The organism is Rhodococcus sp. IEGM 1409, from assembly GCF_030056735.1.
Classification (GTDB): Bacteria; Actinomycetota; Actinomycetes; order Mycobacteriales; family Mycobacteriaceae; genus Rhodococcus_F.
Genome location: NZ_JASHKN010000005.1, coordinates 236,562 through 257,596 on the forward strand (window position 1 = coordinate 236,562; position 21,035 = coordinate 257,596).

The following is a 21,035-nucleotide window of genomic DNA, read 5'->3' on the forward strand; positions in this document are numbered from 1 at the left end:
GGCACGCCGTGACAATCACTTCAGTACTGGTCGCCAATCGTGGCGAAATCGCCCGCCGTGTCTTTGCAACCTGCCGCAAGAACGGAATCGGCACGGTAGCGGTATTTTCCGACGCAGATGCCGACAGCCCGCACGTCGTCGAAGCCGACGCTTCGGTTCGGCTGCCGGGTAACACGCCTGCCGAGACATACCTGCGGGGTGAGCTCATCATCGCCGCAGCAAAGGCTTCGGGCGCCGACGCGATTCACCCCGGATACGGATTCCTCTCCGAGAATGCGGAGTTCGCGCGCAGCGTCATCGATGCGGGGCTGACGTGGATCGGCCCGCCCGTCGAATCCATCGAGCTCATGGGTTCGAAGGTCGAGTCCAAGAAGATCATGGACGCCGCCGGAGTGCCGGTGCTTTCCGAACTCGATCCCGCCGCGGTGACCGAGGCTCATCTGCCGGTGCTCATCAAGGCGTCGGCCGGTGGCGGTGGACGCGGAATGCGTGTCGTTCGTGAATTGTCGGCGCTGGACGGCGAACTGGAAGCAGCTCGGCGTGAGGCGCAGTCCGCATTCGGCGACCCGACGGTTTTCTGCGAGCGCTACCTCGAGACCGGTCGGCACATCGAGGTTCAGGTCATGGCCGACCGACACGGCGGCGTGTGGGCGGTGGGGGAGCGCGAGTGCTCGATCCAGCGTCGGCACCAGAAGGTCGTCGAAGAAGCACCGTCGCCGCTCGTGCAACGCATCCCAGCGATGCGCGACAAGCTTTTCGACGCCTCACGACTCGCCGCCAACGCCATCGGCTACGAAGGCGCGGGAACCGTCGAATTCCTCGCCGACGAAAAGGGCGACTTCTTCTTCCTCGAGATGAACACCCGTTTGCAGGTGGAGCACCCGGTCACCGAATGCACCACCGGACTCGATTTGGTGGAGCTGCAATTGCGGGTCGCTTCGGGTGACGCGCTCCCAGGCGAACAGCCGCAGATCCGCGGGCATTCGATCGAGGTGCGTCTGTACGCCGAAGATCCCGCCAAGAACTGGCAGCCGCAGAGCGGTACCGTTCACCACATCGAGTTGCCCGGTGACGTGGCAGAATTCAGTGTTCTGCGTGAGCAGGGTGTTCGCCTCGATTCGGGCGTCGTCGACGGCAGTGTTGTCGGCGTCCATTACGACCCGATGCTGGCCAAGGTCATCTCTTATGCGCCGACGCGAACGGCAGCTGCGCGACTGCTCGCATCGACGCTGGCGCGCACCAGGATTCACGGCTTGCGCACCAACCGCGACCTGCTCGTCAACGTCCTGGCTCACCCGGCCTTCATTGCCGGAGATACCGACACGGCCTTCTTCGTGACTCATGATCTCGAGAAGCTGTCCACGCCTCTGGCCGACACCGACGCCGAAAGGATCTCGGCGCTGGCGGCGGCACTTGCCGATGCCGCGCACAACCGGGCGTCGGCCCGCGTCATCGGCCGCTTGCCCAGCGGGTGGCGCAACCTACCGTCGCAGCCGCAGAGCAAGAGTTACTCCACTGCGTCGGGCGACTACGACGTCCGCTACTCCCTGAGCCGAAGCGGCAGCCTGAGTGCAGAAGGCTTCGACGACGTGAGTCTGGTATCGGCAACTGCGGCCCGGGTAGTGCTCGAGCAGAGCGGAGTTCGGCGTTCGTTCGACGTGGCAGCCTACGGGAGTGAGATTTTTGTCGAATCCTCGCTCGGACCTGTCGCCTTGACGGCAGCACCGCGCTTCGTGGATCCGTCGGCGGAGGTCGCTGCCGGTTCGTTGCTCGCTCCGATGCCGGGCTCGGTTATCCGCCTCGGCGCCGCACTCGGTGACACTGTCACTGCAGGCCAGCCGATTCTGTGGCTCGAGGCCATGAAGATGGAACACACCGTCACCGCGCCGACTGCCGGTGTCCTGGTGGAACTTCCGGTCGCCGTCGGCCAGCAGGTCGAGGTCGGATCGGTACTCGCACGTGTAGAAGAACCCGCTACAGAAGAGGAAGCATGATGAGTTTCATCGAAACCGAAGAGCAGAAGGAACTGCGGGCATCCGTTTCCAAACTGGGTGAGCGCTTCAACTACGTCGACTACGTGTTGCCCAAAGCACGCAAGGGTGAGCCGCTCACGGAATTGTGGAACGAGGCGGGCAAACTCGGATTCCTGGGTGTCAACCTGCCGGAGGAATACGGCGGCGGCGGTGCGGGTATCTACGAACTCGCGCTGGTGCAGGAGGAATTGGCGGCACAGGGTGCCGGTCTGCTCCTGGTTGTCGTCTCGCCGGCCATCTGCGGCACCATCATCGGCAAGTACGGCACGGCGGAGCAGAAGCAGCAATGGCTACCCAGCCTCGCCGACGGCTCCAAGATCATGGCGTTCGGAATCACCGAGGCGGACGCTGGTTCCAACTCGCATCAGATCACGACGACTGCTCGGCGTGACGGAGAAGACTGGATCCTGAGCGGGAACAAGATTTACATCTCGGGTGTCGATCAGGCTGATGCGGTTCTCATCGTTGCGCGCACCGAGGACTCCAAGACCGGCAAGCTCAAGCCCGCTCTGTTCATCGTCCCCACGGATTCTCCCGGATTCGCGGCGACGCAGATGGAGATGGACATCATCGAACCGGACCACCAGTTCATCTTGTTCCTCGACGATGTGCGCCTGCCGGCCGACGCTCTGGTCGGCGAAGCTGATGCCGCTTTGATGCAGTTGTTCGCCGGCCTCAATCCGGAGCGCATTCTGGGTGCGTCGATGGCGATCGGCATGGGCCGCTACGCCCTCAACGCTGCGGTGAAATTCGCCAACGAGCGAACGGTGTGGAAGACGCCGATCGGTGCGCACCAGGGCATTTCGCATCCTCTCGCGCAGGTGAAGATCGAACTCGAGCTCGCCAAACTGATGATGCAGAAGGCTGCGGTGCTCTACGACAGCGGTGACGATTTCGGTGCTGCCGAGGCCGCGAACATGGCGAAGTACGCGGCCGCCGAGGCCAGCATCAAGGCACTCGATCAGGCGATTCAGACGCACGGCGGTGCCGGTCTGACGAAGGAATACGGATTGGTTGCCATGCTCGGCGCGGCACGTATCGCCCGCGTTGCCCCGGTCAGTCGCGAGATGATCCTCAACTTCGTCTCGCAGCATTCCCTCGGTCTCCCGCGGTCTTACTAGAAGGGGAGGCCCATGACGGATCAGGACAAGCCATACGTACGGTACGAAGTATCGGGCGGTGCTGCCACGATCACCCTCGACTCACCCCACAACCGCAACGCGATTTCGACGCGGTTGGTCACGGAGTTGCAGGCGGGGTTGACGTCGGCGGCTGTCGATCCAGCGGTTCGAGCGGTAGTGCTCACCCACACCGGTGGAACATTCTGTGCGGGAGCCGATCTCAGTGAGGCTTCGGGGTCGTCCGCGTCACCGGAGGACGCCGTCAAGGAGCGCGGCCGGGGGATGCTGACGCTCTTGCGCAGCATTCTCGAGCTGCCCAAGCCGGTGATCGGGCGGATAGACGGTCACGTCCGGGCCGGGGGTATGGGTCTTGTCGGGGCGTGCGACATCGTCGTCGCCGGACCGGCGAGCACCTTCGCGGTGACGGAATCACGATTGGGTTTGGCAGCATCCATCATTTCGCTCACGGTCCTGCCGAGGCTCGACCAGCGATCTGCGAGCCGCTACCTGCTCACCGGAGAGAAGTTCGGCCAGCACGAGGCCGAATCGATCGGACTGGTCACCTCTGCGTCGCAGGACACGGGAGAGTCGATTACCGAACTGCTCGGCACCTTGCGCCAATGTTCACCGCAGGGGCTGGCCGAATCGAAGTGGATCACGACGCGTTCGGTCCTGGCCGGATTCGACCGCGACGGCGAGGAGATGATCGCGCAGTCGGCACGGCTGTTTTCCTCTGACGAGGCTCGTGAGGGCATGATGTCTTTCTTGCAGAAGCGTCCGGCGGCCTGGGCGCAATAGAGCATGCGTACTGGAACACAGGAGTAGAAGGGATGGCGGCGCGATGACTCGGGAACCCAAGCAGGACCGAAGTCGAGTCACGCGCTCCCACCTGCTCGAAGTGACGGTGGAGTGTCTCGCCGAACTCGGGTGGAGCGCGACGACGATGAGCGTCGTCGCGCAGCGTGCCGGGGTGTCCAGAGGTGCGATGCAGCACCACTTCCCGACGCGAGAGGACCTCATCACCGCGGCGCTCGAGGTGATGTTCGACGCCCGGATGGATCAGGCACGAAAGGAATCGACCGACCTTCCGGTGGGTGCCGGACGTACCGAGGCGATCATTTCGCGGCTGGTCGAGTACTACACCGGGACCCTTTTCAAGGCAGCATTGCAGGTGTGGACGGCCGCCGCCTCCGACCCCGACCTGCGTGCCCGCGTACTACCCCTCGAGGAACGGTTCGGGCGCATCGCACACCGGATGGCCATCGAGAGTCTGGGTGTCGACGACTCCGATCCTGTGACGCACCGCTTGGTACAGGCGACACTGGACCTGGCCCGTGGGTTGGGTCTGGCAGACGTACTCACCGACGACTCGCGCCGACGCACCGAGGTGGTCAAACAGTGGGCGGCGCAATTGGATTCCACGCTGGTTCGGGTACCGGTCACAGCGCCCTGAATCGGTAGCGGCGCGACTGCCACCGATGCGCGAGGCGTGTGTCGGGGGCCACCGAGAAGTACAGTCGGCTCCATGGCCGCACGCACTCTCACTTCGATCGGGACTTCGGTCTTGGTCTCGGCTGCCGTGCTCTCGGCGGTTGTCGGCTGCACCTCCGACGACGGGCCCGCCGACCGACCGGGCGACGGCACCAGTTCGCCGGTGCTCGCACCCACCGATCCCGGTCCGATGTTCGCCGAATGCGGCTCGGTGACCGACGAAGAAGTTGTCAACGCCTTCAATCTCGGCACTTTTGCGACGACGACGCGCAACGGCGTCGGTTGCCAGTGGGAGGTCGCCGGTTCGAATGGCCCGAGCGTCAGTTTCTCCTGGTACCGCGGAAGTCCGATCGGCCGCGAACGGGCGGGGTCCGACCTGCTCGGACGTCCCGCAGACGACATCACGATCGGTGGCCGCCAGGGCTTCATCGCGTCCACGGCGGGTTCTTTGTGCGAGTTGGGTATCGCGTTCGGCGGAGACTTCGTGCACTGGTCGATCACCTACGGCTTGCTGCCTCCGACCGCGGATCCATGCACGGTGGCACGGGATCTGATGGAAAAAACAGTTTCGAGGGCACAGTGAAGTTCGAGGGCAGACTGAAGCGCGTAAGGGTCGGTCTCACCCTGGCAGGGTCGATGGTTCTACTCACAGGATGCGGCTCGGTGGTCACCGGGACTCCCCGCGCGGAGGGCAGCTACCGCGGTAGTGACAGCCAGGAATTCGCGAACGTCCTCCAAGAATGCGAAGCGGTCACCGACGAGCAGATCGCCGGCGCCGTGGGTGCCGACGCCGTCGGGCGTGGGTTCTTCGGCGCTATCTGCCGTTGGGACGGCATCGGGGCCGCGGGTCCGATCAAGATCACCTTCAACTGGTTCGAGACGGGCACCCTCGATCACGAGCGCGCTGCTTTCGAACATCTGGGATACGTGGTGGCGAAGATCGACATCAACGGCAGTGCCGGGTACCAGGTTCGCCAGCCGGCCGATCCGCTGAGTTGCGGGGTGAGCGCAAGCGCACCGGCCGGGGGAGTGTTCGGGTGGTGGGTTACCGAGCCTCGAGGCGGAGCGGATCCGTGCGAGGCGGCGGCGAAGCTCGGCGGGTTGACGTTGAACCGGAGCATCTGAGCGAGGTCGGTCTGACTGCGCGGTCTGCGCATGCGGCCAGAGTGTCTGGTCAGAGCATGAGGTCACTATCACCGTGGCCTCGCTTTGACCTTGTGGCGCGCCGACAGGTATCGTTATGGGTCGTGTCCGGCATGCCCGGGCCGATCTGTGTGCCTAGCTAGGTATTGCCGTGCGCGCGTTCGAGCAGAATTTGCTGATGAACGAGCATCCGGCTGCCTGTGTGGGGGTATGCGACACGCCCGACCTCGGGGGTGGTGCAAGGCGCGAAAGCGCTGAGTACAGACTCTGAGGTGGGTGAGGAGCAGTAGCTCTCTTGCTCCAACTGCTAGATCCCTAATTTCAGAACAGCCACGTTTTCGAACGGCCCGAGTTCGCTCGAGCAGTCTGTTCGTCACAAGAAAGCCGGTAAATGCCAACCATCAACCAGCTGGTCCGCAAGGGTCGCCGCGACAAGACCGCCAAGGTCAAGACGGCAGCCCTCAAGGGCAGCCCGCAGCGTCGTGGCGTGTGCACTCGCGTGTACACCACCACCCCCAAGAAGCCGAACTCCGCGCTCCGTAAGGTCGCACGTGTCCGCCTCACGACTTCGGTCGAGGTCACCGCGTACATCCCCGGCGAAGGTCACAACCTTCAGGAGCACTCCATGGTGCTCGTCCGTGGCGGTCGTGTGAAGGACCTCCCGGGTGTCCGCTACAAGATCATCCGCGGCTCCCTCGACACCCAGGGTGTCAAGGGTCGCAAGCAGGCACGCAGCCGCTACGGCGCCAAGAAGGAGAAGAGCTAATGCCACGTAAGGGCCCCGCTCCGAAGCGCCCGCTCATCAACGACCCGGTTTACGGTTCCCCGTTGGTGACGCAGCTCGTCAACAAGATCCTGATGGACGGCAAGAAGTCCACCGCAGAGCGAATCGTGTACCAGGCTCTCGAGCAGGCACGCGAGAAGACCGGCACCGATCCGGTCGTCACCCTCAAGCGCGCCCTGGACAACGTCAAGCCTGCACTCGAGGTTCGTAGCCGCCGCGTCGGTGGCGCTACCTACCAGGTGCCGGTCGAGGTTCGTCCCGGTCGTTCCACCACGCTGGCACTGCGCTGGCTGGTGACCTTCTCGCGTGCACGTCGTGAGAAGACCATGGTCGAGCGTCTCGCCAACGAGCTCCTCGATGCCAGCAACGGCCTCGGTGCAGCTGTGAAGCGTCGCGAAGACACTCACAAGATGGCCGAAGCCAACAAGGCATTCGCCCACTACCGCTGGTGATGTAAAGCGTCGGAGCAACTGCCATCGGGTAGAGCTCCGACGCTTGTCGCCGTTGGCGACCTGATCATCTGGCCGGTTTCCGGACGCAGGTGGCCAGGTTCGCCTCGGCAGAGACATAATTGAAAGACCATGGCCTTGACGGTGGAACACACCGGATACGGCCGACACCCGAAAACCAAGCAACGAGCGGGGAAGAAACCTGTGGCACAGGAAGTGCTGACTGACCTGAACAAGGTCCGCAACATCGGCATCATGGCGCACATCGATGCCGGCAAGACCACCACCACCGAGCGCATCCTGTTCTACACCGGTGTCAATTACAAGATCGGTGAGACGCACGACGGTGCGTCGACGACGGACTGGATGGAGCAGGAGAAGGAACGCGGCATCACGATCACGTCTGCCGCCGTGACTTGCTTCTGGAACAACAACCAGATCAACATCATCGACACCCCCGGCCACGTCGACTTCACGGTCGAGGTGGAGCGGTCGCTGCGCGTGCTCGACGGCGCAGTTGCTGTCTTCGACGGTAAGGAAGGTGTCGAGCCGCAGTCCGAGCAGGTTTGGCGTCAGGCTGCCAAGTACGACGTTCCGCGCATCTGCTTCGTCAACAAGATGGACAAGATGGGCGCGGACTTCTACTTCACAGTCCAGACCATCATCGACCGTCTCGGCGCGAAGCCGCTCGTTCTCCAGCTGCCCATCGGCGCTGAGGACGACTTCGACGGCGTCGTCGACCTGGTCGAGATGCGTGCCATCACCTGGCGCGGCGTGGTTCCGACCGGTGCACTGCCGACCATCGAAGAGATCCCTGAGGACCTCGTCGAGAAGGCTGCAGAGTACCGCGAGAAGCTGCTCGAAACCGTTGCCGAGTCCGACGAAGCTCTCATGGAGAAGTACTTCGGCGGCGAAGAGCTCACGGTCGAGGAAATCAAGGGCGCCATCCGCAAGATGACGGTCGCTTCCGAGCTGTACCCGGTCATCTGTGGCTCCGCGTTCAAGAACAAGGGCGTTCAGCCCATGCTCGACGCAGTCATCGATTACCTGCCGAACCCGCTGGACATCGGCGAGGTCGTCGGCCACAAGCTCGGTGACGAAGAAGTAGAGATCACTCGCAAGCCGAGCAAGGACGAGCCGTTCGCGGCCCTTGCCTTCAAGATTGCGGCTCACCCGTTCTTCGGCAAGCTGACCTTCGTTCGTGTGTACTCCGGCCGTCTCGACCCGGGTCAGCAAGTGCTCAACGCGACCAAGGGCAAGAAGGAGCGCATCGGAAAGCTCTTCCAGATGCACGCCAACAAGGAGAACCCGGTAGACGAGGCCGTAGCCGGCCACATCTACGCCATGATCGGTCTCAAGGACACCACCACCGGTGACACCCTGTGCGATCAGGCGAACCCCATCGTCCTCGAGTCGATGTCGTTCCCGGCGCCGGTCATCCAGGTCTCCATCGAGCCCAAGACCAAGTCCGACCAGGAAAAGCTGGGTGTCGCCATCCAGAAGCTCGCCGAAGAGGATCCGACCTTCTCGGTCGAACTCGACGACGAGACCGGTCAGACTGTCATCGGCGGCATGGGCGAGCTCCACCTCGACATCCTCGTCGACCGCATGCGTCGCGAGTTCAAGGTCGAGGCCAACGTGGGCAAGCCGCAGGTCGCCTACCGCGAGACCATCACCAAGAAGGTCGAGAAGCACGACTACACCCACAAGAAGCAGACGGGTGGCTCGGGCCAGTTCGCAAAGGTCATCATCGCTCTGGAGCCTTTCGTGGGCGAAGACGGTGCTACCTACGAGTTCGAGAACAAGGTCTCCGGCGGACGTATCCCGCGCGAGTACATCCCCTCCGTGGATGCCGGTGCGCAGGACGCGATGCAGTACGGTGTTCTCGCCGGCTACCCGCTCGTGAACCTGAAGCTGTCGCTGCTCGATGGTGCTTACCACGACGTCGACTCCTCGGAAATGGCGTTCAAGGTTGCCGGTTCGCAGGCACTGAAGGAAGCCGCCCGCAAGGCCGGCCCCGTCATCCTCGAACCCATCATGGCTGTCGAGGTCACTACGCCCGAGGATTACATGGGCGACGTGATCGGCGACCTCAACTCCCGCCGTGGCCAGATCCAGGCCATGGAGGAACGCAGTGGTGCCCGTGTCGTCAAGGCGCAGGTTCCGCTCTCGGAGATGTTCGGCTACATCGGTGACCTGCGGTCCAGGACCCAGGGTCGCGCGAACTTCTCCATGGTGTTCGATTCCTACGCAGAGGTCCCCGCGAGCGTTGCGAAGGAAATCATCGCCAAGGCGACGGGCGAGTAAGCACAGCGAGCTCCCCAGCCCGCGCCGGCAAGTGACCTCGGTTTCTTCCGGCACGAAGCACGACCAAGTAACAACCAACCGCACTGCTGCATACGGCAAGCAATAACAGTCCAGGAGGACACAAAGTGGCGAAGGCGAAGTTCGAGCGGACGAAGCCGCACGTGAACATCGGCACCATTGGTCACGTCGACCACGGCAAGACCACGACGACGGCGGCCATCACCAAGGTTCTCGCGGATGCATTCCCCGACCTGAACGAGGCTTCGGCCTTCGATCAGATCGACAAGGCTCCCGAGGAAAAGGCTCGTGGCATCACGATCAACATCTCGCATGTTGAGTACCAGACGGAAAAGCGCCACTACGCGCACGTCGATGCACCGGGTCACGCCGACTACATCAAGAACATGATCACCGGCGCAGCTCAGATGGACGGCGCAATCCTCGTCGTCGCAGCTACCGACGGCCCGATGCCCCAGACGCGCGAGCATGTCCTGCTCGCTCGCCAGGTCGGCGTTCCTTACATCCTCGTCGCCCTGAACAAGGCCGACATGGTTGACGACGAAGAGATCCTCGAGCTCGTCGAGATGGAGGTCCGCGAATTGCTGGCCGCTCAGGAATTCGACGAGGAAGCCCCCGTCATTCCGATCTCGGCACTCAAGGCACTCGAGGGTGACCCGAAGTGGACGCAGTCCATCCTCGACCTGATGGCTGCTGTCGACGAGTCCATCCCGGACCCGATCCGTGAGACGGACAAGCCCTTCCTCATGCCCGTCGAGGACGTCTTCACGATCACCGGTCGTGGCACCGTCGTCACCGGTCGTATCGAGCGCGGCTCGGTCAACGTGAACGAGGAGGTGGAGATCGTCGGCATCAAGGAGACCTCCACCAAGACCACCGTCACGGGTATCGAAATGTTCCGCAAGCTGCTCGACTCGGGCCAGGCCGGCGACAACGTCGGACTGCTCGTTCGTGGCATCAAGCGCGAAGATGTCGAGCGTGGACAGGTTGTCGTCAAGCCGGGCACCACGACTCCCCACACGGAGTTCGAGGGCCAGGCATACATCCTGTCGAAGGACGAGGGCGGCCGCCACACCCCGTTCTTCAACAACTACCGCCCGCAGTTCTACTTCCGTACCACGGACGTTACGGGCGTCGTGACGCTGCCTGAGGGCACCGAGATGGTTATGCCCGGTGACAACACCGAGATGACCGTCAAGCTCATCCAGCCTGTCGCCATGGACGAGGGCCTGCGCTTCGCAATCCGCGAGGGTGGCCGTACGGTCGGCGCCGGCAAGGTTGCCAAGATCATCAAGTGAGACTCTTGTCTCGCTAGCTGATTCACAGCACTAGAAAAGGCGCTCATTCCCTTCGGGGAGTGAGCGCCTTTTCTGTTTCTGCGATCAAGTGGTCTGTGATTCTGGTGTCTGTTTGCTTCGTACCTACTTGGTGGCTTCCACCCGGTCGAGATGCAACAGAACCTGCACTGCGACGGGTGAGCCGTCGAGGCTTCGCCTGGTTGCACCGGCGATGCGTTCGGCCGAAGCGGTGAAGCCGGCGACGTCGATCGCCGGGTCTGCGGTGACGACAATCGACAGCGTCGGCAGGCCGCGATCGATTGTCGCTTTGCTCCTGGTGCTTCGCACGCCGCTCAGCTGGGCGAGTTCGGCAGCTACACCGTCGGCAACGGGTCCGAGATCCACGCTGACGTCGGTACCGGATTCGTTGTGCCGCAATGTGACTGCGCTCGTTCGGCGCCGGCGAAGGTTCAGGTACAAAAGCCCGAATCCGGTGATGACACAGAGAACAAAGGTGCCCGACAGTACCCAGTGCCACCAAGGCTCCTCCGGAAGGCCGAAGAGGACTTCCCGATCAAGTCGTGACACCCAGGTTTGAATCAGCGAGGCACCCGCGTCCCACGCGATGGCGTATGCGCCGGCCGCGAGGAGCGCGATTCCGACAATGAGGACGATGGTCCGATCGACCGCGGAGATCCAACGGTTCACGAGGCGTCCTTTCGTCGTACTGCAGCTTCTCGTCGTGCGGCGACTTCTCTCACGACCACCGAAAGTTGCAATGGCTGCTGCAGTATCGCGAGGTGAGGCCGGACTGCCGCATCGACGGCCGCGGCAAGTTGGGTGCGATCGCCACCGCTGGATTCGACGTGGACTTTGACGTGTTTGCGGTCGACGCTGGTGTGGGCCGAGCCGACGCCGGGAACGATCGCTGCGTGGCTACTGCACAGACGTGCGATGTCCGTCGGTCGCATCCATACCGTCGATGCGCTCGGGTTCCCCAGTGGGACATGGGTTTTAGCGCGGCGTTTGATCGCCGACATTATCAGGACCACGCCCGCGACGACGGCAGCGATTGCCACTGGAAGCAGCCACGGTTGCCAGTGCAGACGCGAAGTCCATTCCACGGAGTTTCGGATCCAGGGTGCCGATTCGAAAGTTCCACGGTTGATGAACCATTCGCGGGAGACCACGAACGCAAGCGCGAGTAGGCCGCAGGCGATGACGACTGCGGAGACCGCGGCGGCCGGGTTCGCGGAGGGAACTCGCGGTGGAATCGGATCCGAGAGCGCCTCCTGTGCAGGGTCTTCCGCGATCTCGACGCCGGACACACAAGAATTGTCGGTGCCCTCGGTTGCCGCGATCATGACGTTCATGTCGTGGAGGGGCAGGCCGGTCAGCGACTCGACGCTGCGTCCGACTTCCGCCCGCACGCGCCCGGTCAATTCGGTGACCGAACACGGCCAGGACACGGCGAGGAAGAGGTTGATGGCGACGGCGTCGCTGCCCATCGCGATGTCGGCTCGCGGAAGGTCACGTCCGGTCAGACGGGTCAAGCCTCCGGACTGGCGGACCACCCCCGGGACGTTCACCGCTGCGGCCGTGGCGATCTTGGCCATCGCCCGGTCCTTGATGACCAGCGAGCCGCGCAGGCCGGGATCGTCTGCCGCGCTCGGATTGGACGGCTCAGCCACGGCCACGGCTTCGGAGGATCGCGCCCAGATCGAGATGTCCGTCGCGGTGTGCTCCGATCGCCATACCAGCGGCGCCGAGCAGAACTGCGAAGACGAATCCGCTGAATCCACCCATGATTCCGGCGAGCGCGAGGAGCAGACCGACCAGCAGTCCGACGGTGGTGCTGTTCATGTCAGTTCCCTTCTCGAATGTTCGGTGCAATTTCGGTGACTACATTCTCGGAGATATCCGGCAGGTACCCCGCTGTCGACAAGTCTCCGACGGTGACGTCGACCGGTACGTCGACCAACCGTGCCACCACAGCTCGGACGCGTTCGGCAACGCTGCGAACGTCGGCCGGATAGTGAACGGAAATGTGTACCGCACAAGAGTTTCCGTCGACGACGACGCCGGTGATTCGGCGTCCTGGTAGGTAGGTTCCCACCTCGCCGAATTGCCCGCCGTGCAGATCTGCCACTTCCGGGATCGCAAGAACTGCGTCGGCGACAACCTCGGCCGCGTCGATCTCGCGGCCGGCGTCGGCGGTACTCACTGAACCCTCGGCTTGGCTTCCGGATCGGTACTGCCGCCGCTCTCTGCATCCTCGAAGAGCATGACGTCGAAGACGGTGATGTTGACCTCGGTGACCTCGAGACCCGTCATGCTTTCGACTGCGGCAATGACGTTTCGGCGGATACCTACCGCCAGTTCGTGGAGTGCGACGCCGTACTCGGCGACGATGCCGATGTCGATGGCGGCTTGTTTCTCGCCCACCTCCACCGCGACGCCCTGGGCATGGTTGACGCGGGCGCCCGGAATGCGGTCGCGAAGTGCCCCCACCGCACGCGCTGTGCCCCCGCCGACGTCGTACACGCCGTTGATCTCGCGGGTCGCGATACCCGCGATCTTGGCGACCACGGCGTCGGCGATGATCGTCTTGCCTTGGGTGCTGACTAGTTCCGCGCCACCATCGGCGCCGAATCGGACGCTGTTCTTTTCACTGGAATCGCTGGTCATGGGGGCTCCCTGCTCATGTGTCAGTGCGTGCGTCTGAAGTACTTACAACTGTAGTGACTGGTCGGTGGCCATGCGGGATGCACCACACCTACTCCGGCAATTGGTATGGCAGAGTCGGAGGAAAATAGTGACGGCGTTCATAGTGAGCGCTGCAAGTGACGTGGGTCGGACAGGGTGGTACGTGGTGGCACGGATAGTGATCGTGGGTGCAGGTTTGTCGGGACTGCGGACCGTCGAGGAACTACGACGAGCGGGTTTCGAGGGCGAGTTGACGCTCGCCGGTGGGGAAACGCATCTGCCCTACGACAGGCCTCCGTTGTCGAAGGAAGTGATCCGCGGTGACAAAGACGAGACGACGCTGCGCCCGGCCGAGTTCTACGTCGAGAACAAGGTCGATCTCAAGCTCGGTTCGCCGGCAACCTCGGTGGACACTGCTGCGAAGTCCGTGGCGTTCGCCGACGGATCCACCCTGGACTACGACGAGTTGATCATCGCGACCGGACTGACTCCGCGTCGGATCGCCGGCCTTCCGGAGCTGTCCGGAGTGCACGTTCTGCGCTCCATCGAGGAGGCGTTGGCCCTTCGTGCCGACTTGGCTCCCGGCAAGCGCGCGCTGATAGTCGGGGCCGGCTTCATCGGCTGTGAACTGGCCGCGAGCATGAAGTCTCACGGCGTCGACGTCGTCCTGCTCGAGCCCCAACCGACACCGCTGGCATCGGTGCTGGGCCCTGTCGTCGGCGCCCTCGTCGAACGTCTGCACCGGAACGAGGGCATCGATGTCCGCGTCGGCACCGGCTTGACCTCGCTGTCCGGCGAGGGAGCGGTTGCCGCCGCGACCTTGAGCGACGGTTCGGAGATCCCGGTCGACGTGGTGGCGATCGGAGTCGGTTCGGTGCCTGTCACGGGATGGCTCGACGGTTCGGGGATCGAACTCGACAACGGAGTGCTCTGCGACGGCGTCGGCCGCACCAGCACCGAACACGTCTGGGCGGTCGGCGACGTTGCGGCCTGGCAGATCGGCGATCGACGCAAGCGTGTCGAACACTGGACCAACGCGGGGGACCAGGCCAAGATCCTGGCAGGCGCGATCACCGGAACGGGTGATCCAGATGCGCCGACGCAGATTCCGTACTTCTGGAGTGATCAGTACGACGTCAAGATCCAGGCTTTGGGGACCGTCGCACCCACGGACACCGTTCACATCGTCAAGGACGACGGCCGCAAGTTCGTCGCCTACTACGAGCGCGACGGTGTGTTGGCGGCTGTCGTCGGCGGAGGTAGCGCGGGCGCGGTGATGAAGATGCGTGCAAAGATCGCGGCCGGCACGCCCATCTCGGACGTGTTGGAGTCCACACCAGCCTGAACGGATGAGGCAGGACCGGTTCCGAGGCGATAGATTTGTGCGGTGATCGTTGCACTCATCGACTCGGGACTGGGCCTGCTCCCTACCTCTGCGTGGCTCAGACGCCTGCGCCCGGATCTCGATCTGGTGCTGTCCCTGGATCCGGACGGCGCGCCTTGGGGGCCCAAGCCCGAGCCCTGGGTGATCGACCGGGTCCTCGGTGCGGTGCGGCGGAGCCTCGATTGTGGGGCTCAGGTCATCGTTCTTCCGTGCAATACCGCCAGCGTCACTGCGCTGCCGCACGTCCGCGAGCTCGTCGGGCCGCAAGTGCCGGTCATCGGAACCGTGCCCGCGATCAAGCCCGCTGCCGCCGCGTGCGATTCAGTGGCGATCTGGGCGACCGCCGCTACGACTGCCAGCCGGTACCAAGCCGACCTGATCGAGCAGTTCGGTAACGGCGCCAAGGTGGTCGGAGTGCCATGCCACGGCCTGGCCGATTCGATAGATCTCGGTGATCGCGCAGCCGCACTCGCTGCCATCGATTCCGCGGTTGCCCGTACCCCGGACGACGTCAGCGGCGTCGTCCTCGGGTGCACCCACTACCCTCTGCTCGCCGACGAAATCGCAGCGCGGCTGCCCGCCGGCGTCACACTGTTCGACAGCGCCGAAGCCGTTGCACGACAGACTTTGCGGCGGATCGACGGGCTCAGCACCGCGGGCGTGGGATCGGGAACCGTCGAGGTTTTTGTGAGCGGGCGGCCGGGCGCGCTACCGCCCAGCGCCGAAGCCTTCGACGCCGGGCGGTTGTTGGGCGCGATCAAAGCCTGACCCGGCCCTGATACAGCCATTCATCACTGGGCAGCTACGCCGCTCTGTCAATGGGCAGCTACGCCGCTCTGTCAATGGGCAGCTACGCCGCCGTGACCCCCGTGATGCATCCGCGCACTCATCACCGGCATCGCACTCACCGCGACCACGACGGTCAGGACCCCGACCACCCAGGCCGTCCACGACGCACCGCGCAGAGCGTCGAAGTTCATGACCCAAGGTGAAATGAACATCAAGACGCCGAAAACGCCCATCGCGTAATCCGCCATGGCCATGTCCGGACGAGCCATGTGCGCCAGACCCGACAGTGCAACCAGGACACCCAGGACGACGAGTGACCACATTGCCCGATCGGTGGTGTCGAGCCACATCGGCGAGAGAGCCGCAAAGACGCCGAGAACCACCGCGACGGCATCTTGCATTCGATTCCACGACTTCATGACGAGACCTCCAAAGACGAGAGTGTGTCCACCTGTAGTACACGCCCGCGGCAGATCGAGATCAACTCTCCGCCAATTGCATTCGCGTTGCAGTTAGGGTCGATACGGAGGGCCGAATATCAAGATTTGTGACCATTCGTCCGGATTGCCACGAGCCCGCGTGGCGCGCTTGCCGCGATATGTCCCGAGAGTGCCATGAGGGTGAGAGTGGTGAATGCGATAGCGGCGGTGATCATGGGTGGTCCTTTCACTGACTGCCCTCGAGTGTCGTCCGCCGACCTGTGGCCGAGCCGGGCACACGGTGTGAAAACGCTGAGAGAATCGAAGAGTCCGCAAAGGTGACCCGTGAGAAGGTTCTGGGGTGACGCAATCGAGTGCCCAGGACGTGATCGAGCAGTTGGCCGATCTCGCGGATCCCGCCGATGCCGTCCACCTTCAGCGGTTCTTCAAGACGGGGCCGGGGGAGTACGGCGAGGGTGACGTGTTCATCGGAGTGCGAGTGCCGAAGACGCGTTCGGTGGTGAAGAAGCATGTGGGCCTCGCGTTGCCTCAGATACGCCTCCTTCTCGACAGCGACGTTCACGAGCACCGGTTGGCCGGGCTGCTGATCCTGGTCGCTCAATTCGAAAAAGTCAGTCGCCCAAAATTTTTCGACGACGAGAGTCGCGCCCGCATCGGCGACTTCTATCTCACCGCTGTCGAGGACGGGCGGGTGAACAATTGGGATCTCGTGGATTCGTCAGCCGGACAGATTCTCGGCGGCTGGCTGTACGACCGAGATCGCCGGCTGATCTTCGAGCTTTCCGATTCGGGTGACCTGTGGCGACGACGGGTGGCGCTGCTGACGACGTACGGATTCATCACACGCGGCGACGCGTCGACCACGCTCGAACTTGCCGCGCAGGTACTGGACGATCGACGGGACCTGACCCAGAAAGCGATGGGCTGGATGCTCCGGGAGGTCGGCAAACGGGTGGATCGGGTTCTGTTGACCGGCTTCCTCGAGGAGAATGCAGGAGACATGGGCCGTACGGCGCTGAGCTACGCCTGTGAGCACTTGACCGCAGACGAGCGAGCGCACTTCCGAGCGGCCAGCTAGCCGAGTACCGCTCGGTAGCTTGTGGGACGATCTCGGTATGCCCGCCACCCGTGTCGAGGCGTCTCGAATTGTGACGATCGGTTCACTGATCGCTGCCGGCGTCGCAGCTCTGTGTTATCTCGTGTACTCCGTTCGAGCTGTCGAACCCGTTGATTTTCTCGTCTACCGCTACGCTGCCCAGGCATTCGCAGCCGGATCGAACATCTACGAGAACAACCTTGTCGGCTCGTTGATCGTCGACGAGGGCATGCCTTTCACCTACACCCCGTTCGCGGTGATCTTTCTCTGGCCGACCGTTCTCTTCGACTGGTGGACGGCCTATCTGCTGTGGTCGGCGTTGTGCATCGCGGCAGTCGTGTGGACGGTCGCGAGGTTCACGCCCGCTCGCGTCCCGAAGCGGCCCCTGGTCCTGGCGGCACTGGTCCTGGCCGTGTCGGTGACGCCCATCGTCAGTGCGCACATCTCCTTCGGCCAGGTGAACCTGGTGCTGATGGTGCTCGTACTGCTCGACATGACCCGCCGGGAGGATTCGAGATTCGGCCGATGGATTCCGCGAGGACTTCTGATCGGCGTCGCGGCCGCGATCAAGCTGACTCCGGCGCTGTTCGTCATCTACTTTCTCGTGACGAAGCAGTGGCGGCTCGCGATCTGGAGTTCGATCGGATTTGCCGCGTCAACTGCCGTCGCAGCACTGGTCGACCAGGCCGTCAGCTGGACCTTCTGGTCGGACGTCGTCTGGAATCTCAGTGATCGGGTGGACTTGAGCGGGCAGGCGATCGCGAGTGCCGGCAACAGTTCGCTGCAGGGCGGACTTGCGGCGCTGGGCACGCAGACGGCGGCGCTGACGATGCCGTTGACCGTGCTGTGCGCGGCGGCAGCGCTCTGGGTCGCCCGAGATGTATATCGCGTCGGGCGTGCGGTCGATGCGGCGTTGGTGATCGGATTGAGCGCGCCGATCCTGTCGCCGATCAGCTGGATTCATCACTGGGTGTATCTCGTGCCGGCGGCTGTCACGGTTCTCTTTCGGCTTCGATCGCCGCTGCAGTTCGGTGCGGCCGCACTGGGGTTGGCCGTCGTCTACTGCGGGCCGAGTATGGGACAGCAGTTCATCGAGACGTCGCCGCTCCTGCTGCCGCTGGGGGTGGTCCTGCGGGAGGGTTTCCTGATCGTGACCCTCGTGCTGATCTTCGCGCTGTGGAGGTTGCCCACAACGGCGCCTGCGTGGGTTTCGGGGCGGGACTCGGAAGATGACTCGCAAGATGACAAAGCCCCCGATTCCGCAGGGAATCAGGGGCCGTCAAGCGTCGAAGCAGGGTTCAGAACTCGATCTTCAGGTGATCGGTGACCGGCTTCGCCTGGCAACCGAGGATGTAGCCGTTCGCCACGTCCTCGGCGTCGAGGATTTCGGAGTTGTCCATCTGAACTTCGCCTTCGGTGACGGTGCAGGCACACGACCCGCACTCACCTTCCTGGCAGGAGTACGGAACGTCGAGGCCCTTGGCGAGCATGATGTCGACGAGCGTCTGCTTGCGAGGCCAGACGAGGGTGTGGGTTTCACCGTCCAGTTCGACCTCGACAGTCGCGGCGTCGGCTGCTTCCTCGTCGGAGACTTCGGCTACCTCGACATCTCGGAACGGGTCTCCGGCGAGTGAATTGAAGACCTCGGCGTGAACCTGCGTGCGGGGCATGCCGGCCTCTGCCAGTGCCTTGTGGACGGCGTCCATGAAGGGGCCGGGGCCGCACATGAAGGCTTCGTATGAGACAAAAGGCTTGGCCAGCGTCGCCAACTGCGAGACGGCGGGGAGCCCCTGCACGGTTTCGATCCAGTGGACCACGGTGAGGCGGCCGGGGTGTTGCGCGGCCAACTCGCGCAGTTCGGCGCCGAAGATGACGGACTTCTCGTCGCGGTTCGCGTAGATCAGCACGACATTGCCGTTGCCCTGTGTGAGGGCGGACTTGAGGATCGAGATCACCGGCGTGATCCCGCTGCCCGCACCGAAGAGCAGGAAGTCGTGATCTAGCGACTTGGGCGTGAAGACACCTGACGGCGGCAGCACTTCGATGGTGTCGCCGACCTGGAGCTTGTCGCACAGCCAGTTGGAGCCGTAGCCGTCGACGGTTCGCTTGACGGTCACCTTGGGGGCGTCGTCGGTGAAGGGCGAACTGGCCAGGGAGTAGCAGCGTGCGACCGAGCCGGTCTGATCGCTGGGGATGCGCAGGGTCAGGAATTGACCGGGCTTGTAGTCGAACTTGTCCTTCAGTTCTGCGGGAATTTCGAACACCAGCGACCGGGCGTCGGAAGTCTCTTCGATGACTCCGGACACGGTGAGTACCGCCGATCGCGAGCTGTGCGGTACCTCGACTGTCGTCATCGCGAAGCTAGTCCTCTCGTGAAGCTGGGTAAAGCGCAGGTCAGTGAAGTGCAACATCTAGAACGTGTTCTAGTTCAATGTTAGCAGTGATGAAAAGCTACTGGGGATCGTAGTCGCCGAGCAACACGTTCCCGATCAGCGGGAACCAGGGCGGTCTGATCCGGCCGTCCTGGCGGTCCGGGGTGGCGACTACCTGCCCGAACGGGCGGTTCGCAGGCGGCGTCCGGGCGGTTGAGCTGCCGAAGCCTGTGCACGGGCTGTTTGTCGGTACACAGTGGGAACCAGGTGAGACGCCGGTCACAAAGAATCGGCTCGAATCCCTCCCGCAGTCACATTCGTGCACATCCCCGAGGAGATACCGATGGCTATCGAGCTCAACCAGATCTGGGACTTTCCCATCAAGGAGTTCCATCCCTTCCCGCGCGCCCTGATGGGTGTGGGCGCTCACGACATCATCGGTGTGGAGGCCAAGAATCTCGGCTTCAAGCGCACCCTTCTGATGACAACCGGTCTGCGCGGTTCGGGCATCATCGAGGAACTGGTCGGCAAGATCGAGTACCAGGGTGTCGAGGTCGTGCTCTACGACAAGGTCGAGTCGAATCCCAAGGACTACAACGTCATGGAGGCCGCGGCTCTCTACCAGAAGGAGAAGTGCGACTCGATCATCTCGATCGGCGGTGGTTCGAGCCACGACGCCGCCAAGGGTGCTCGCGTCGTGATCGCACACGACGGTCGCAACATCAACGAGTTCGAGGGCTTCGCCAAGTCCACCAACAAGGAGAACCCGCCGCACATTGCCGTATCCACCACGGCTGGAACGGGTTCCGAGACGTCGTGGGCATACGTCATCACTGACACGTCGGACATGAACAACCCACACAAGTGGGTCGGGTTCGACGAGGCGACCATCGTCACCTTGGCGATCGACGACCCGCTGCTCTACTACACCTGCCCCCAGCACTTCACTGCGTACTGCGGTTTCGACGTACTCGCGCACGGCAGTGAGCCTTTCGTGTCTCGTCTCGATTTCGCGCCTTCGCTCGGTAATGCGATCTACTCGGTCGAGTTGGTCGCGAAGAACCTGCGCGAGGCTGTCTTCGAGCCGCGTAACCTCAAGGCCCGTGAGGGAATGATGAACGCGCAGTACATTGCCGGGCAGGCCTTCAACTCCGGCGGCCTCGGCATCGTTCACTCGATCTCGCACGCGGTCAGTGCTTTCTTCGACAGCCATCACGGTTTGAACAACGCCATCGCGTTGCCGCGTGTGTGGGAGTACAACCTGCCTTCGCGCTACGAGCGCTACGCCCAGTTGGCCGGTGCACTCGGTGTCGACACTCGTAACCTCACCACGGTTCAGGCCGCAGATGCTGCCGTCGAGGCTGCCATCCGACTGGCCAAGGACGTCGGTATCCCCGACAACTTCGGTCAGGTTCGCACCGATTCGTACGCGAAGAACCAGATGAACACCAAGAAGTACGAGGGTCGTGGTGATGTCATCAAGGGTGACGAGAAGACTGTGCGCGCCATCTCCGAGCACATTCAGGACGATTGGTGCACCCCGGGTAACCCCCGTGAGGTCACCGTGGAGTCGATGATCCCGGTTGTCGATCACGCGATCAACAAGTCGTACTTTTAGCAGGGCC

The 21,035-nt window shown here is 63.2% G+C and carries 22 protein-coding genes; 15 read left to right on the forward strand and 7 right to left on the reverse strand.

Features of this window, described 5'->3' with window-relative positions:
• Nucleotides 1-8: 8 nt before the first annotated feature.
• From QM716_RS16340 to tuf, 10 genes are all read left to right on the forward strand, one after another.
• Nucleotides 9-1,994 carry an acetyl/propionyl/methylcrotonyl-CoA carboxylase subunit alpha gene (locus QM716_RS16340; protein ID WP_283305075.1) on the forward strand — a complete coding sequence of 662 codons (1,986 nt, stop codon included), beginning with the start codon at nt 9-11 and terminating at the stop codon, nt 1,992-1,994.
• Entirely contained in the window at nt 1,994-3,154 is a 1,161-nt protein-coding gene (locus tag QM716_RS16345; RefSeq protein WP_283305076.1) for an acyl-CoA dehydrogenase family protein, read from the forward strand. Before QM716_RS16340 ends, QM716_RS16345 begins: the two co-directional genes overlap by 1 nt.
• 12 nt (nt 3,155-3,166) lie before the next feature.
• Complete coding sequence (locus QM716_RS16350; protein WP_283305077.1) at nt 3,167-3,952, forward strand: enoyl-CoA hydratase family protein; 786 nt, start codon at nt 3,167-3,169, stop codon at nt 3,950-3,952.
• Nucleotides 3,953-3,995: 43 nt separating this feature from the next.
• Nucleotides 3,996-4,607, forward strand: a complete 612-nt coding sequence (locus tag QM716_RS16355; protein WP_283305078.1) for a TetR/AcrR family transcriptional regulator — start codon at nt 3,996-3,998, stop codon at nt 4,605-4,607.
• A gap of 72 nt (nt 4,608-4,679) precedes the next feature.
• Nucleotides 4,680-5,228, forward strand: coding sequence for a DUF3558 domain-containing protein (locus QM716_RS16360; RefSeq protein WP_283305079.1), 549 nt, complete (start codon nt 4,680-4,682; stop codon nt 5,226-5,228).
• Nucleotides 5,225-5,770 carry a DUF3558 domain-containing protein gene (locus tag QM716_RS16365; RefSeq protein WP_283305080.1) on the forward strand — a complete coding sequence of 182 codons (546 nt, stop codon included), beginning with the start codon at nt 5,225-5,227 and terminating at the stop codon, nt 5,768-5,770. Before QM716_RS16360 ends, QM716_RS16365 begins: the two co-directional genes overlap by 4 nt.
• Before the next feature lie 409 nt (nt 5,771-6,179).
• Nucleotides 6,180-6,554, forward strand: coding sequence for a 30S ribosomal protein S12 (gene rpsL / locus QM716_RS16370; protein WP_003941908.1), 375 nt, complete (start codon nt 6,180-6,182; stop codon nt 6,552-6,554).
• Nucleotides 6,554-7,024, forward strand: coding sequence for a 30S ribosomal protein S7 (gene rpsG / locus QM716_RS16375; RefSeq protein ID WP_072690599.1), 471 nt, complete (start codon nt 6,554-6,556; stop codon nt 7,022-7,024). The genes rpsL and rpsG overlap by 1 nt, the downstream gene beginning before the upstream one ends.
• Nucleotides 7,025-7,225: 201 nt before the next feature.
• The gene (fusA, locus tag QM716_RS16380; protein WP_283305081.1) at nt 7,226-9,328 is read left to right on the forward strand and encodes an elongation factor G; all 2,103 of its coding nucleotides are present in this window, start codon (nt 7,226-7,228) and stop codon (nt 9,326-9,328) included.
• Nucleotides 9,329-9,453: 125 nt separating this feature from the next.
• Nucleotides 9,454-10,644, forward strand: coding sequence for an elongation factor Tu (gene tuf, locus QM716_RS16385; protein ID WP_283305082.1), 1,191 nt, complete (start codon nt 9,454-9,456; stop codon nt 10,642-10,644).
• 123 nt (nt 10,645-10,767) lie between these two features.
• On the opposite strand, the gene QM716_RS16390 is transcribed toward tuf, so the two are convergent.
• The 5 genes from QM716_RS16390 to QM716_RS16410 are packed head-to-tail and all read right to left on the reverse strand — an operon-like array spanning nt 10,768 to nt 13,311.
• Complete coding sequence (locus tag QM716_RS16390; protein WP_283305083.1) at nt 10,768-11,331, reverse strand: hypothetical protein; 564 nt, start codon at nt 11,329-11,331, stop codon at nt 10,768-10,770.
• Nucleotides 11,328-12,320 (reverse strand): DUF6286 domain-containing Asp23/Gls24 family envelope stress response protein, encoded by a 993-nt coding sequence (locus tag QM716_RS16395; protein WP_283305084.1) that lies wholly within the window; start codon nt 12,318-12,320, stop codon nt 11,328-11,330. The genes QM716_RS16390 and QM716_RS16395 overlap by 4 nt, the downstream gene beginning before the upstream one ends.
• The gene (locus tag QM716_RS16400; protein WP_003942043.1) at nt 12,307-12,486 is read right to left on the reverse strand and encodes a hypothetical protein; all 180 of its coding nucleotides are present in this window, start codon (nt 12,484-12,486) and stop codon (nt 12,307-12,309) included. Before QM716_RS16400 ends, QM716_RS16395 begins: the two co-directional genes overlap by 14 nt.
• 1 nt (nt 12,487) lies before the next feature.
• Nucleotides 12,488-12,847 carry a hypothetical protein gene (locus QM716_RS16405; RefSeq protein WP_283305085.1) on the reverse strand — a complete coding sequence of 120 codons (360 nt, stop codon included), beginning with the start codon at nt 12,845-12,847 and terminating at the stop codon, nt 12,488-12,490.
• Nucleotides 12,844-13,311 (reverse strand): Asp23/Gls24 family envelope stress response protein, encoded by a 468-nt coding sequence (locus tag QM716_RS16410; RefSeq protein ID WP_003941912.1) that lies wholly within the window; start codon nt 13,309-13,311, stop codon nt 12,844-12,846. Before QM716_RS16410 ends, QM716_RS16405 begins: the two co-directional genes overlap by 4 nt.
• 184 nt (nt 13,312-13,495) lie before the next feature.
• Here QM716_RS16410 and QM716_RS16415 point away from each other — a divergent pair, with 184 nt between their 5' ends.
• Both QM716_RS16415 and QM716_RS16420 read left to right on the forward strand, forming a co-directional pair.
• Nucleotides 13,496-14,674 carry an NAD(P)/FAD-dependent oxidoreductase gene (locus QM716_RS16415; protein WP_283305086.1) on the forward strand — a complete coding sequence of 393 codons (1,179 nt, stop codon included), beginning with the start codon at nt 13,496-13,498 and terminating at the stop codon, nt 14,672-14,674.
• A 42-nt stretch (nt 14,675-14,716) separates the two neighbouring features.
• Complete coding sequence (locus tag QM716_RS16420; protein ID WP_283305087.1) at nt 14,717-15,481, forward strand: glutamate racemase; 765 nt, start codon at nt 14,717-14,719, stop codon at nt 15,479-15,481.
• Nucleotides 15,482-15,552: 71 nt separating this feature from the next.
• Here QM716_RS16420 and QM716_RS16425 read toward each other — a convergent pair whose 3' ends face one another.
• Nucleotides 15,553-15,921, reverse strand: a complete 369-nt coding sequence (locus tag QM716_RS16425) for an SPW repeat domain-containing protein (protein ID WP_019744276.1) — start codon at nt 15,919-15,921, stop codon at nt 15,553-15,555.
• Nucleotides 15,922-16,282: 361 nt separating this feature from the next.
• On the opposite strand from QM716_RS16425, the gene QM716_RS16430 reads away from it, so the two are divergent.
• Both QM716_RS16430 and QM716_RS16435 read left to right on the forward strand, forming a co-directional pair.
• Nucleotides 16,283-17,020 (forward strand): DNA alkylation repair protein, encoded by a 738-nt coding sequence (locus QM716_RS16430; protein ID WP_283305088.1) that lies wholly within the window; start codon nt 16,283-16,285, stop codon nt 17,018-17,020.
• 37 nt (nt 17,021-17,057) lie between these two features.
• Nucleotides 17,058-18,365 carry a glycosyltransferase 87 family protein gene (locus QM716_RS16435; RefSeq protein ID WP_283305089.1) on the forward strand — a complete coding sequence of 436 codons (1,308 nt, stop codon included), beginning with the start codon at nt 17,058-17,060 and terminating at the stop codon, nt 18,363-18,365.
• Here the strand turns inward: QM716_RS16435 and QM716_RS16440 are convergent.
• Nucleotides 18,337-19,392 carry a ferredoxin--NADP reductase gene (locus tag QM716_RS16440; RefSeq protein WP_283305090.1) on the reverse strand — a complete coding sequence of 352 codons (1,056 nt, stop codon included), beginning with the start codon at nt 19,390-19,392 and terminating at the stop codon, nt 18,337-18,339. The two genes, QM716_RS16435 and QM716_RS16440, sit on opposite strands and share 29 nt — an antisense overlap.
• Nucleotides 19,393-19,753: 361 nt before the next feature.
• On the opposite strand from QM716_RS16440, the gene mdo reads away from it, so the two are divergent.
• Nucleotides 19,754-21,028 (forward strand): NDMA-dependent methanol dehydrogenase, encoded by a 1,275-nt coding sequence (mdo, locus tag QM716_RS16445; protein WP_003942095.1) that lies wholly within the window; start codon nt 19,754-19,756, stop codon nt 21,026-21,028.
• Nucleotides 21,029-21,035: the final 7 nt, after the last annotated feature.